Source organism: Streptomyces sp. NPDC046821, from assembly GCF_040645335.1.
Lineage (GTDB): Bacteria > Actinomycetota > Actinomycetes > Streptomycetales > Streptomycetaceae > Streptomyces.
Genome location: NZ_JBEYYB010000011.1, coordinates 58471 through 71760, shown reverse-complemented (window position 1 = coordinate 71760; position 13290 = coordinate 58471). Strand labels below are relative to the sequence as shown.

Sequence of the window (13290 nt, the reverse complement as noted above, 5' to 3'; positions counted from 1 at the left end):
ATAACACTTCCTCTTTTCGGAAAGTGAGATTACGGGTGGGTAGGCAGGCGGTCAATAGGTGAATTGAAATTTTGACAACACCCGGGCCACCTCGTGTTCATGCGGCATTCATTGCGTGGGCAAATTTGCCCACGCACGCGGGCGAAACCGACACTCAGGCCAACACGGGAGCTACCGACGAGTCAAGCTTCTGTATGCCATTACTGCCAGTACGTCCATCCCCTGGACCTGACCTTTACGTTCAGCCTAACTTTGGTATACAAAAAGTACATGCCAGCGTCTTCCCCAACATCCCGAACCCCTCAGGAGCAACTCCCGGATCCACGGCGCTGGTGGGCGCTGTGCGTCCTCGGCCTCGCCCAGCTGATGATCCTGCTCGACAGCACCATCGTGAACGTGGCGATGCCCTCCATGCAGTCTCAACTGCACATGGCCGTGGGTGACCGTCCATGGGTGGTGACTTCCTACACAGTCGCCTTCGGAGGACTCCTCCTCCTCGCCGGGCGCATCGCCGACAAGGCGGGCCGCAAGCGCACCTTCGCCGCCGGCCTGGTGGGCTTCGCGGTCGCCTCCGCGGCGGCCGGCTTCGCGCCCACCGCGCAGACCCTCTTCGCCGCCCGAGCCGTCCAGGGCGCCTTCGCCGCCCTTCTGGCGGCCTCCGCGCTCGCCCTCGTGGCCACGACCTTCACCGACCCGCGCGAGCGCCGTAAGGCCATCGCCGTCTTCGGCGCGCTCGGCGGCGCCGGCGCCTCGCTCGGCGTCGTCCTCGGCGGACTGCTCACGCAGTGGTTCGGCTGGCGCTGGTGTCTGCTCGTGAACGTACCCATCGCCCTCCTCACCCTGCTGGGCACGGCCTGGACGCCCCGGGACCTCACGCAGCGCCTCGCAGGCCGCATCGACATCGCCGGCGCGATCCTCGGCTGCGGCGGCCTGACGACGCTGGTGTACGGGTGCAGCCAGGCCGAGGCCCTGGGCTGGACGTCCCCCGCCGTGCTCGGCACGCTGCTCGGCGGCGCGGTCCTCCTCACGGCGTTCGCCTGGTGGCAGACCCGCGCCGCGTCCCCGCTGCTGCCGCCCCGCCTGGTACGCGACCGGCGCCGCGTCGCCGCGCTGCTGGCCGGTGCCTCGTTGATGGCGGGCCAGCTGTCCGTGGCGCTGTACCTCACCTACTACCTGCAGACCGTGCTCGGCTGGTCCGCGATCGCGAGCGGTCTGGGCTTCCTGCCCATCAGCCTCGTCACCACCACGACCGCCACGCAGCTCGGCACGCGTCTGCTGCCCCGGCTCGGCCCGCGCGTGATGATGACGGCAGGCCTGACCATCGCCGCCTGCGGCCTGTTCCAGCTCACGCTCCTGGACTCCGACTCGACGTACGCCGCTAACGTCCTGCCCGCGCTCGTCACGTTCAGCGTCGGCATGGGCGGCAGCTTCCTGGCCATCATGACGGGCGCCACGTCCGACGTGCCGGCCCAGGACTCGGGCATCGCCTCGGCGACGGTGAACTCGGCCCAGCAGATGGGCGGCTCCATCGGGTCCGCCGTCTTCAACACGGTCGCCGCGAGCGCCGCCGCCACGTTCGGCGGCAGTGCGCGGGCCGCCACCCTGCACGGCTTCGCCACGGCGATCTGGGTCCCGCTGGTCGTCCTCCTGGCGGCGGCCGTCGGTACGGCCACACTGGCCGGCCCCCGCACCCCGAAGTCGCCCCGCCCCGACCTGTCCACCGAGCCGCCGGTCCGCGCCGGTGAGCGCCCGGGGACGGAGCCGTCGCGGCCGCAGTCGTCGGGCCCTGACATGGCGCTCCGGGAGCCCCTCCAGCAGTAGGAAATCCCGCCCCAAAAGGGCGCATCACACGTAGAAGGGGCCTCTCGGGCCCCTTCTTTGTGCATTCTATGCGTGCGCAAATACTTCCCGTGCTCACCTATTGCAGAAGTCCCCATTGAATTTGGGCCGTGCACACAAACGCGGTATAGCGGCATGGAAAAGGCCGCACCCGCCGAATTGAGTCCGATGAATCCAAGGGATCCAGGACCCTCGACCATTGAAAGTCGAGGAATTCGGCGGGTGCGGCCAGAGTGTTCATCGGGTCGGCCGAGGCCTACCCGACCGGGTCACGTCAGACCCAGACGATGCCCTCGGGGACGTCGTTGCGGATCTCGGTGCCCACGCGGCGGGCGATGAGGTCGTCGATCCGGTCCAGCGGGCCGATGAGCGCGCTGCCGCCGGACTTGGCGAACTTCACCGCGGACTCGACCTTCGGCTTCATGGAGCCCTCGGCGAAGGACAGCTCGGAGATGCCCTCCGGGGACGCGGTCAGGATGTCCCGCTGCTCCGGGGTGCCCCAGTTCTCACTGACGAAGTCGCCGTCGGTGAGCATGAGCAGGACGTCGGCCTTCAGCTCGGCCGCGAGGGTCGCGCTGGCGGCGTCCTTGTCGACGACGGCCTGCATACCGATCTGGTGGCCCCGGCTGTCGATCTTGACGGGCACGCCACCGCCACCGACGCAGACGACGAGCTTGCCGTTCTCGAGCAGCTCGCTCACGAGCGGCGACTGCACGATGCGCTTCGGGGCGGGCGACGGGACCACACGCCGGAAGGCGGCGCCGTCACGGGCGATGGTCCACCGGTACTCCGACGCGGCCTCGGCGGCGTCCTGGGCGGAGTAGGTGGGGCCGATGAGCTTGGTGGGGCGGTCGAAGGCGGGGTCCGCCTCGTCGACCTCGGTCGTGGTGACGATGGCCGCCACCTCGCGCTCACCGGCGAGAGCGTTGGAGAGCTCCTGCTGGATGACGTAACCGATCATGCCCTGCGTCTCGGCGCCGAGGATGTCCAGCGGGTAGGCCGCCACATCCTGGTAGGCGAGGTTCTGCAGTGCCAGCAGACCGACCTGCGGTCCGTTGCCGTGCGTGATGACGAGCTCGTGCTCACGAGCGAGACCAGCAAGAGCCTCACAGGTGGCCCGCACGTTCGCGCGCAGGTGGTCGGCCGTCATCGGCTCCCCCCGCCGGGCCAACGCGTTGCCTCCGAGAGCCGCGACGATGCGCATCAGATTCCCTCCACAGACTTGTTCGCTTCCTATAGTCAAATGGTATACCAGTAAGCGCACGTCAAAGGGAATCGACGGCTCGGTGTACACAGTAGAAGGAGAGGAGGTTGCAGTGACATCCACGGGTACCACTGGCACACTGTGCGCACGCTCGGGCGATGCCGCGTTGCTGGCACACCTGCGCACGTTCCACGGGCAGGGTGTGGTGGAAGGTGTCTTCCGTCGCACCGTCAACATACTCATGCCGGATGACATGCTCATTTCCCTCTCCGCGCGCGGCAGTGACAACGCGCCACGCACCCTCGTCATCGACGTGGAGCACTGGTCGGACCGCGCCATCTCGGCGGGCCAGTCAGTGGAGTTCACGCCGGAGGCCATCGCGCTCGGCGCGCCCGGGACACCCACACGCATACAGGTGGCGGGCGCCGAGGAATGGCATCCCATTCTCCCGTCGCTCGCCGCTCTCGGCCCCGCCGACCTCTCCGTGGCGGCCGACGCGCTCGACGAGCTGGTGCGGGAACACGGGTCGCCGGGCGGGATGCTCGGCCCCTCACCCGCCGCGTCCCCCATGGAAGTTGCCGTCACCCGGGCACTGGCCGACGGGCGCGAGAAATTCGTGGGATCTGTCACATCCGCGGATGAATCCGGCATACGTCACGCGATCCTCGCGCTTCTCGGACTCGGCCCCGGACTGACGCCCGCAGGCGACGATTTCCTTACAGCGCCCGCTCTCTTGTCCGCCCTACCCGGCAGCGGGCTCACCCCGCTCGGGCGGGTGCTGGCGCAGGTTCTGCGCGAGCACGCCGGACGCACCACACGGCTGAGTGCCGTAACACTGGAGGAAGCACTGCGGGGAAGAGCCCGCGCTCCTGTCCTCGACCTGGTGCACATGCTGTCCCGCACCTCCGGATATAACGGGGCACGGGTTACGCAAGCCCTTCGCATCCCGGTACGGAACGTGCTGGCCATCGGCCACACGTCCGGCACCGACATCTTGTCCGGTCTCGTGACCGGGCTTCGCCTGGAGAAAGAACTGCGAGGTTCGCTGTGAGCATCACAGCAGTCGTCAAGAAGAACACCTACTTCGACTCGGTATCGCTGATGTCCATCTCGACCCGGGCGAACCAACTGCCCGGCGTGCAGCAGGCGTTCGTCGCCATGGGCACCGAGATGAACAAGGGCGTGCTGGGCAGCCTCGGCCTCCTCACGGCGGATCTCGAGGCCGCGGGCACCGGCGACCTCATGATCGTCGTCGACGCGGAAGAGGGCGCCGACAACGAGGAGCTACTGAAGGAGGTCGAGGAGCTCCTGGTCCAGAAGGCCCCCGCGTCGAGCGGTGAGGGCGCGGTCACGTACCGCACGATCGACAGCGCCGCGACCGGCAACCCCGACTCCAACCTCGCGATCATCGCGGTCAACGGCGCCTACGCCGGCCGCGAGGCCCGCAAGGCGCTGGAGAACGGCCTGCACGTCATGGTCTTCAGCGACAACGTCCCGGTCGAGGAAGAGATCGCCCTCAAGCAACTCGCCCACAGCAAGGGCCTGTTCATGATGGGCCCGGACTGCGGCACCGCGATCATCAACAACGTCGCCCTGTGCTTCGGCAACAAGGTGCGCCCCGGCAACGTCGGCATCGTCGCCGCGTCCGGCACCGGCTCGCAGGAAGTCTCCGTCCGCGTGCACGCGCTCGGCGGCGGCGTCTCCCAGCTCATCGGCACGGGCGGCCGTGACCTGTCCGAGCAGGTCGGCGGCATCATGATGGTCGACGGCATCCGCGCGCTCGCCGCGGACCCGGCCACCGACGTCATCGTCCTCGTCTCCAAGCCGCCGGCCCCCTCCGTCGAGAAGAAGGTTCTCGCCGAGGTCACCGCCGCGGGCAAGCCCGTCGTCGTCTGGTTCATCGACGGCTCCGAGGAGGCGGTCACCGCCGCCGGCGGTCACTTCGCCGCAGGCAGCCTCCAGGCCGCCCGCAAGGCCGTCGAGCTCGCCGGTGGCGCGCCGTCCGCCGCCGAGGACTTCGACGCCGAGGCCGCTGCCGACGCCGTCGTCGCCCGCCTCGCCGATGGCCAGAAGTACGTCCGCGGCCTGTTCTGCGGTGGCACCCTGTGCGACGAGACCATGTACGCCGTGCGCGACGCCGGTCTCGACGTCTGGTCCAACATCCAGAAGAAGGCGGACTTCCGCCTCCCGGCCGGCGCCCCCTCGCGCGGTCACACCTTCCTCGACTTCGGCGACGACGACTTCACCAACGGTCGTCCGCACCCGATGATCGACCCGGCCCTGCGCATCGGCCGCATCGTCGAGGAGGCGAAGGACCCCGAGGTCGCCGCCATCGTCATGGACTTCGTCCTCGGCTTCGGCTCCCACGAGGACCCGGTCGGCACGACGCTGCCCGCCATCCAGGAGGCCCAGCGCATCGCCGAGGAGGCCGGCCGCCACCTGGAGGTCATCGCCTACGTCCTCGGCACCGACCTGGACACCCCCTCGGTCGTCGCCCAGACCGACGCCCTGCGCGCCGCCGGCGTCACCGTCACCCTCAGCTCCACCGAGACGGGCCAGTTCGCCCGTGAGATCGCGAAGAAGGCACAGGCATGAGCACCGAGAACACCGAACTGACGCCCGCCGCCGCGCTGTTCGGCAGCGATCTGAGCGTGGTCAACGTCGGCCTCGCCATGTTCGACCGTGACATCAGCGCGCAGGGTGCGCAGGTGACCACCCTCGACTGGGCGCCGCCGGCCGGCGGTGACGCGAAGGCCCTCGCCGCGCTCGACGCGCTCGAGGTACCGGGTGTCGCCGAGAAGATCGAGGCCGCCAACGCCGAGGCCGTCGAGCGCATCCTGGCCGCCCGTCCGATGCTCATCGGCTTCGGCCGTGCCCTGGACGTGGTGCCCGGCATGACGGCGACCACGATCCTGCACTCCGGCCCGCCCATCACCTGGGACCGGATGAACGGCCCGATGAAGGGTGCCGTCACCGGTGCCATCGTCTTCGAGGGCCTGGCCAAGGACCTGGACGAGGCCGCCGAGGTCGCCGCCTCCGGCCAGATCACCTTCAAGCCCTGTCACGAGGCGGACTCGGTCGGCTCGATGGCCGGTGTCACCTCCGCGTCGATGTACGTGCACATCGTCAAGAACGAGACGCACGGCAACATCGCGTACACCAACCTGTCCGAGCAGATGGCCAAGATCCTGCGGATGGGTGCGAACGACCAGAGCGTCGTCGACCGCCTGATCTGGATGCGCGACGTCTTCGGCCCCATGCTGAAGGAAGCCGTCGAGTTCACCGGCCCGATCGACCTGCGTCTGCTGCTCTCGCAGGCCATCCACATGGGCGACGAGTGCCACAACCGCAACGGCGCCGGCACGCTGCTCCTCTTCCAGGCGCTCGCCCCGGGCATGCTCCAGTCGTCCTTCACGACCGAGCAGAAGAAGGAGGTCTTCGACTTCGTCGCGTCCTCCGACTACTTCTCCGGTCCGACCTGGATGGCCGTGGCCAAGGCCGCCCTCGACGCCGCCAACGGCGTGGAGAACTCGACCATCGTCACGACCATGGCCCGTAACGGCGTCGACTTCGGTGTCCGCGTCGCCGGTCTGCCCGGCCAGTGGTTCACCGGCCCGGCGCAGAAGGTCGTCGGCCCGATGTTCGCCGGTTACAAGCCCGAGGACTCCGGTCTCGACATCGGCGACAGCGCCATCACCGAGACCTACGGCTTCGGTGGCTTCGCGATGTCGGCCGCGCCCGCGATCGTCGCCCTCGTCGGCGGCACCGTGCAGGAGGCCATGGGCTACACCCGTGACATGGGTGAGATCACGACGGCGCAGAACCCGAACGTGACGATCCCGGCCCTCAACTTCCAGGGCCTGCCCACCGGTATCGACGTCCGCAAGGTCCTCGCCACCGGCATCCTGCCGATCATCAACACCGCCATCGCCCACAAGGACGCGGGCATCGGCATGATCGGCGCCGGTATCACCCACCCGCCGGCCGAGGCCTTCGCCAAGGCCGCGGTCGCTCTCGCCAACACGGTCGCCTGACGGCGCCCAGGTTCCTTCAGGAGACCCAACAATGACCAGACAGGACCCCGCCGTGGCGGAGCCGGTACAGGCCAGCCATGAGCTGGACCCGGAGTTCGAGCACACTGCTGTTCCGCAGGAGCACCGCAAGTCCCTCCTCACCGTGTCCGCAGTGTGGTTCGGATTCCCCATGATCCTGACCAACGCCGTCCCCGGCGGGGTCGTCGTGGCGCTGATGGGCTTCTGGCACGGACTCGCCGCCATCCTCGCCGCCAACCTCGTGATGCTCGTCTACGTCGGTCTGCTCAGCCACCGCGCGGGCAGCACCGGTGAGAGCTTCTCGCTGCAGGCGACGAAGACGTTCGGCAAGGTCGGTTACGTGGTGGCCGCGGGCTTCCTCGCGACCGTCGTCGTCGGGTGGTTCGCGTTCAACACCGGAGCCACCGGAGCCACGCTCCACCAGGCGTTCGGCTGGCAGGAGCAGCTCGTCGCGGCGATCGCCGGTGTCGTCTTCATCGGCATCACGTTCCTGGGCATCCGTGCCCTGTCGTGGCTGGGCGCGATCGCGGCCCCGCTGTTCATCCTGGTCGGCATCATCGCCCTGGTGATCGTCGCCCGGGACCACGACCTCGGCGCGGTGTTCAGCTACAAGGGTGTCGGTGGCGGTGCCGCCATCACCTTCGGTGCGGCGGTCTCGCTCATCATGGCGACCTTCGCCGACTCCGGCACGATGACGGCCGACTTCACCCGCTGGTCCAAGAACGGCAAGGAGGCGGTCATCGCGACCGCCACCGCGTTCCCGATAGCCAGCCTCGTCGCCCAGATCACCGGTGGTGTCATCGTCGCGGCCGGCGCCATCGCCTCGGCCCAGACGGTGGGCGGTAACTTCCTGCCGATCCTCACCAGCGGTCACGGTGCCGTGCTCCAGGTTCTCGCCGCGATCTTCGTGTTCGTGAACCTCGGGTCGGTCTGCAGCCACTGCCTCTACAACGGTGCGCTCAGCTGGTCGCACCTGACCGGCTCCAAGATGCGCATCATGACGATCATCCTGGGTGCCATCGGCACGGTCGCCGCGCTGGCCGGCGTCTGGAACCACTTCCTCGACTGGCTGGTCGTCCTCAGCGTCTTCGTTCCGCCGCTCGGTGGTGTGCTGATCGCCGACCAGGTCGTCCTGCGGGGCAAGCTCGAGGGCCGGGCCGCCTCGAAGGTGCGTCCCACCGCGTTCGCCGCGTGGGCGGTCGGCGCGGCGGCCGGTGGACTCGTCCACTGGTTCGCGCCGCAGTTCTCCGACGCGGTCAGCGGCCTCGTGGTCGCTCTGATCGCCTACGTCGTCTTCGAAAGTGTGACGGCGAAGAGCGCGACGGCTACGTCGTAACGCATAAACATGAAGGAGCCCCCTCCCGCCTGGCGGGAGGGGGCTCCTTCATGTTTCCCGGCCCCTCTGCGATCACGTCGCGACGCGCGTAGCGCCTTGCCGGTGCGCGAGGAGAGCGGCGTCTACTCCTCGGGCCCCCGCTTCCGGTGTGCGGCGGCCTCGCTGCGTCCCGTCGCCAGGTGCTTCTGGGCCAGCTCATCGACCCTGGGCACGTCCCTGGCCTCGATCGCCTCGTAGAGCTCCTCGTGCTCCTTGGCGACGCCGGCGATGTCGTCGTGCTGGCCGAGGAGCCAGCGCATCCGGCTCCTCAGCGTGCGGCCCAGCTCGCTGAGGAGCTCGTTGTCGGCGAGCGCCGTCACCGTCTCGTGGAAGTCGGCCGCGGCCCTCCGCGCCGGGACGGCCTCCCCCTTGGCCGCCGCCGTCAGCTCGGCGTCCAGGTCCGCGCGCAGCCGCGCGAGTCCCGCCCGGGTGCGCCGCTGGGCGGCCAGCCGGAACGCCAGTGTCTCGAGTACCGCCTTGACCTCGTCGAGGTCCTCGATGTCGGAGGCGGTGAACTCGCGGACCACGGCCCAGCTCCGCGGACGCGGAGTGACCAGTCCCTCGTTCACGAGATCCTTGAGGGCGTCGCGGACGGGCAGCCGGCTCACCCCGAGCTCCGCCGCCAGTTCGCGCTCCACGAGCTTGCTGCCCGGCGCGCGTACCCCGTCGAGAATCTGATCGCGCAGCGTGCGCGTCACCCGCTCCGACTCGGGTTCAAAAGTCTCATCCCCTGCCATGGGGCCATTCTCGCACTGCGTGACCGGCCGGTAGATAGGCCCCCGGACGACCAAATCCGGGCCGCAGGCGACGAGGCCATCGGCCAGGCCGACCCGCTGTGGCTGAGCCCGGTCAGCGACGACGCTGTCCGGCGGCTTCGTGGACGACGAACTCAGGCCGTGCGACTACGAGTTGTCGCTCACCCAGACCGTACTGCGCGTCCACACCAGAGTCGCCGACCTCTGCAACGACCCGATGGACCAGACCGAGCAACACACCAAGAGCGACTCCGGCTGCCCGCCGACCGCGTGAAACGACCGTCCCCGGGTATGAACGCATGGCCCGGCGTGCGGGCGGGGCGTTTGACAAGAGGAGAGGGCGGTGGGGGCATGACGCTGGAGCAGACGGCCCAGGGCCGGGTGCAGGCGGTGGTCATCCACAACGGACGCCTGTTGTTGGTGGGGCAGGAGAACGGCGGCACGGCCCTGCCGTCCGGCCTTCCACAGCCCGCCGAGTCGGCCGAGGCCTGCGCGGCGCGCCTGGTCTACGAGCTCACCGGCTATCTGGTCGACGGTTCGTCGACGCTGGAACGGCGGACGGCGCAGGGCACCGAGGTGCGAGCGGCGTCGGTCGTGTGCCAGCTGCTGACGGAGGACCCGTCGGACGGGGCACACCTCGCCCGGGAGCAGATCCACTGGGTGTCGCTCGCGGAAGCCGTCAGGACCGCCACCGAGCTGCCTCCGGCCGTAATGAACTACCTGAAAGGCCATACGTCGGTGTGAGCGCGCCGGTGCAACGGCGCCGAGTGGCGGGCGTCGGGCGGGGCACCTAGCCTACCGAGGAGGTTTGCTCGGTCGACTTGTGCCCTGAACGATGCCGCCGAAGGATCTGAGACTCTTGGCCACCGACAGCGACGCGCAGAAGAAGGAAGAGCGGGGGCCCGGCATGGGGCCGGTCCCCCAGGAGCAACCCGAGTTCCACCCGTACCACCACCCCGCCGCCGGCTGGGGCGCTGCCAAGAGCGTGACGCAATTCCTTGTGCGCGAGCGGGAGTTGATCGACGGGCCGCGGGCGATCATGCGGATGAACCACGAGAACACGGGGTTCGACTGTCCCGGGTGCGCGTGGCCGGACGACACCAAGGGTCTCAAGCTCGACATCTGCGAGAACGGCATCAAGCACGTCACCTGGGAGATGACGCGCAAGCGCGTGGGACGTGAGTTCTTCGCCGCGCACTCGGTGACCGAGCTGTCCGGCTGGAGCGACTTCCGGCTGGAGGACCAGGGCCGCCTCACCGAGCCGATGGTCTACGACCCTGATACGGACCACTACGTCCCGATCAAGTGGAAGGACGCGTTCGAGCTGGCCGGCCGTGCGCTGCGGGAGCTGGACGACCCGAACCAGGCGGCGTTCTACACGTCGGGCCGCCTCGGCAACGAGGCCACCTTCCTCTACCAGTTGATGGCCCGCGAGCTGGGCACGAACAACCTCCCCGACTGTTCCAACATGTGCCACGAGGCCAGCGGTCGCGCCCTGCAGGCGTCACTCGGCACCGGCAAGGGGACCGTCGACCTCAAAGACTGGGAGAGCGCGGACGCCCTGTTCATCATCGGGGTCAACGCCGCCTCCAACGCGCCCCGGATGCTGACCGCCCTGTCCGAGGCCCACCGCCGGGGCGCCCGGATCGTCCACATCAACCCGATCGTCGAGGCCGCGGCCACCCGCACCATCGTCCCGCACGACTTCGTGGGCATGGCGCTGAACAAGAAGACGAAGACCAGCAGCCTGAACCTCCAGCCGCGCATCGGCGGTGACATGGCGCTCCTTCGCGGCATCGCCAAGGCCGTCTTCGAGCAGGCCGAGAAGGACCCCAAGGCGCTGGACCAGGAGTTCGTCGACCGCTACACCACGGGCTTCGACGCGTACCGGGAGCTGTGCCGGAACACGCCCTGGGAGGAGCTCGAGCAGCAGTCCGGGGTGAGCCGCGCCGACATCCTCAGGGCGGCGCGTGTGTACCGCGAGGCCGACCGCAGCATCATCAGCTGGTGCCTGGGCCTCACCCAGCACGAGCACGGCGTCGACACCGTCCGCGAGATCGTCAACCTGCTTCTGCTGCGCGGGAACCTCGGCCGTGAGGGCGCGGGCCCCTCCCCCGTGCGCGGCCACAGCAACGTCCAGGGCAACCGCACCTGCGGCATCGACCACCGGCCCACCGACGCGTTCCTGGACCGGCTGGCCGAGGTGTGCGAGATCGACCCGCCGCGCGCCCACGGCCTGGACACCGTCGGCACCATCAAGGCCATGCGCGCCGGTGATGTGAAGGTGTTCGTCGGCATGGGCGGCAACTTCGCCCTCGCCGCGCCGGACACCCGGGTCACGTACGAGGCTCTGCGCAACTGCGACCTCACCGTCCAGGTGAGCACCAAGCTCAACCGCAGCCACCTCGTCCACGGCCGCCAGGCGCTGATCCTGCCGTGCCTGGGCCGCACGGAGAAGGACGATCAGCGCAAGGGGCTCCAGAGCACGTCGGTCGAGGACTCGATGAGCATGGTCCACCTCTCCGTCGGCATGAAGCGCCCCGCCTCGCCCCAGTTGCTGTCCGAGCCCGCGATCGTCGCGGGCATCGCGAGCGCGGCCCTGCCGGACACTTCCACACCGTGGGAGTGGTACGTCGAGGACTACGACCGTATCCGCGACACGATGGCCCAAGTCCTGGACGGCTTCGAGGACTTCAACCGGCGGGTACGCCTGCCGCTCGGCTTCCGCCTGCGTCAGCCGGCCCGCGAGTTGGTCTTCCTCACGCCGTCCGGCGGCGCCGAGTTCTCCGCCGCGCAGCTTCCCGACGTCGTCCCCACCCCCGGCACGCTGGCTCTCGGCACGATGCGCTCGCACGACCAGTGGAACACCACGATCTACTCCGACAACGACCGGTACCGCGGCATCAAGAACCTGCGCACGCTCGTCTTCATGAACAAGGACGACATGCGGGAACGCGGAATCTCGGAGTTCGACCCCGTCGACATCACCAGCACCGCGAAGGACGGCACCCACCGCAATCTCAACGGGTACCTCGCCGTCCCGTACGACATCCCACGCGGCTGCGCGGCCGGGTACATGCCCGAGATGAACGTGCTGTGCGCGCTGTCCGACTACAGCACGCAGAGCGGCCAGCCCATCATGAAGCATGTGAAGGTGACGATCGAGGCGTCTGGTTGAGGGTGCCGGCCGGTGTCCGATCCCTGGGACCGACTCCGTCATCGTGATCACGCCTACTAGGGTGCGTGTATGACGACGCACACCTATCTCTCCGAACTCTTCTCGCTCGACGGCCGAACGGCACTGGTGACCGGCGGTAGTTCCGGCATCGGCCGAGGCATCGCGGAAGCTCTCGCGCGGGCCGGAGCCAGTGTCGTGATCGTGGCCCGCAAGGAGGCCGAACTCGCCGCCACCGTCGACGCGTTGACGGCCGAGGGCTGCCGGGCGGCCTGGGTGAGCGGGGACCTCAGTACCCGTGACGGGGTGCGCGCGGCGGCCGATCAGGCGGCCGCGGTGTTCGGGGAGCCCGACATCCTGGTCAACAGCGCCGGGATCAATCTGCGTCCTCCGATGAGCGAGATCGGCGACGAGGTGTGGGACACCACGATGGCGGTGAACCTGGAGGCGCCGTACCTGCTCGGCCAGCGGTTCGGTCCCGGGATGGCCGAGCGGGGCTTCGGGCGGATCATCCACATCACGTCCCAGCAGGCACACCGCGCGTTCGTGCAGAGCGGTGCTTACGGGGTCTCGAAGGGGGCTCTGGAAGCGCTGGCGCGTTCGCAGGCCGAGGCGTGGTCGCCGCACGGCGTCACGGCCAACACGCTCGTCCCGGGCTTCGTCATGACGCCCCTCAACCAGCGGCTGTCGAGCGACCCGGAGAAGGTCGCGGCGCTGGCCGCCCGCACGATGGTCGGGCGCAACGGCCTCGCGGAGGACTTCGCAGGGGCGGCGGTGTTCCTGGCGGGGCGCGGGTCCGCGTATGTCACCGGGCAGTCGATCTTCGTGGACGGCGGGTTCTCGGTCCACTAGGGGGCGACGCCGGGGTGGGGTCGGTCCCCACCGGGTGT

Annotated in this window: 10 protein-coding genes and 1 pseudogene; 9 read left to right on the top strand and 2 right to left on the bottom strand. The window is 69.0% G+C overall.

Annotated features, from left to right (window positions below):
- Window positions 1–270 precede the first annotated feature (270 nt).
- Window positions 271–1821: an MFS transporter gene (locus ABZ893_RS23000; protein WP_361406816.1), complete on the top strand. Its 1551-nt coding sequence runs from the start codon at window positions 271–273 to the stop codon at window positions 1819–1821.
- A 292-nt stretch (window positions 1822–2113) separates the two neighbouring features.
- Here ABZ893_RS23000 and ABZ893_RS22995 read toward each other — a convergent pair whose 3' ends face one another.
- On the bottom strand, window positions 2114–3043 hold the full coding sequence (locus tag ABZ893_RS22995) for a carbamate kinase (RefSeq protein ID WP_361406814.1): 930 nt from the start codon (window positions 3041–3043) through the stop codon (window positions 2114–2116).
- Between the two features lie 82 nt (window positions 3044–3125).
- On the opposite strand from ABZ893_RS22995, the gene ABZ893_RS22990 reads away from it, so the two are divergent.
- Genes ABZ893_RS22990 through ABZ893_RS22975 form a run of 4 tightly spaced genes read left to right on the top strand, consistent with a single transcriptional unit; the run spans window position 3126 to window position 8431 of the window.
- Complete coding sequence (locus ABZ893_RS22990) at window positions 3126–4094, top strand: DUF2877 domain-containing protein (protein ID WP_361406812.1); 969 nt, start codon at window positions 3126–3128, stop codon at window positions 4092–4094.
- Window positions 4091–5638 (top strand): acyl-CoA synthetase FdrA, encoded by a 1548-nt coding sequence (gene fdrA, locus ABZ893_RS22985; RefSeq protein ID WP_361406810.1) that lies wholly within the window; start codon window positions 4091–4093, stop codon window positions 5636–5638. The genes ABZ893_RS22990 and fdrA overlap by 4 nt, the downstream gene beginning before the upstream one ends.
- Window positions 5635–7077 carry a DUF1116 domain-containing protein gene (locus ABZ893_RS22980; RefSeq protein WP_361406808.1) on the top strand — a complete coding sequence of 481 codons (1443 nt, stop codon included), beginning with the start codon at window positions 5635–5637 and terminating at the stop codon, window positions 7075–7077. Before fdrA ends, ABZ893_RS22980 begins: the two co-directional genes overlap by 4 nt.
- Before the next feature lie 31 nt (window positions 7078–7108).
- On the top strand, window positions 7109–8431 hold the full coding sequence (locus ABZ893_RS22975) for a cytosine permease (RefSeq protein WP_361406806.1): 1323 nt from the start codon (window positions 7109–7111) through the stop codon (window positions 8429–8431).
- A gap of 122 nt (window positions 8432–8553) precedes the next feature.
- Here ABZ893_RS22975 and ABZ893_RS22970 read toward each other — a convergent pair whose 3' ends face one another.
- Complete coding sequence (locus ABZ893_RS22970; protein WP_361406804.1) at window positions 8554–9207, bottom strand: GntR family transcriptional regulator; 654 nt, start codon at window positions 9205–9207, stop codon at window positions 8554–8556.
- Window positions 9208–9328: 121 nt separating this feature from the next.
- Between ABZ893_RS22970 and ABZ893_RS22965 the strand changes: the two are divergent.
- From ABZ893_RS22965 to ABZ893_RS22950, 4 genes and pseudogenes are all read left to right on the top strand, one after another.
- Window positions 9329–9460 (top strand): annotated as a pseudogene (locus tag ABZ893_RS22965) (hypothetical protein); the annotation flags it as partial.
- A 116-nt stretch (window positions 9461–9576) separates the two neighbouring features.
- Complete coding sequence (locus tag ABZ893_RS22960; RefSeq protein WP_361406802.1) at window positions 9577–9969, top strand: NUDIX hydrolase; 393 nt, start codon at window positions 9577–9579, stop codon at window positions 9967–9969.
- 163 nt (window positions 9970–10132) lie between these two features.
- Window positions 10133–12403, top strand: a complete 2271-nt coding sequence (locus tag ABZ893_RS22955; RefSeq protein ID WP_361407255.1) for an FdhF/YdeP family oxidoreductase — start codon at window positions 10133–10135, stop codon at window positions 12401–12403.
- Window positions 12404–12472: 69 nt separating this feature from the next.
- On the top strand, window positions 12473–13252 hold the full coding sequence (locus ABZ893_RS22950) for an SDR family oxidoreductase (protein WP_361406800.1): 780 nt from the start codon (window positions 12473–12475) through the stop codon (window positions 13250–13252).
- Window positions 13253–13290: the final 38 nt, after the last annotated feature.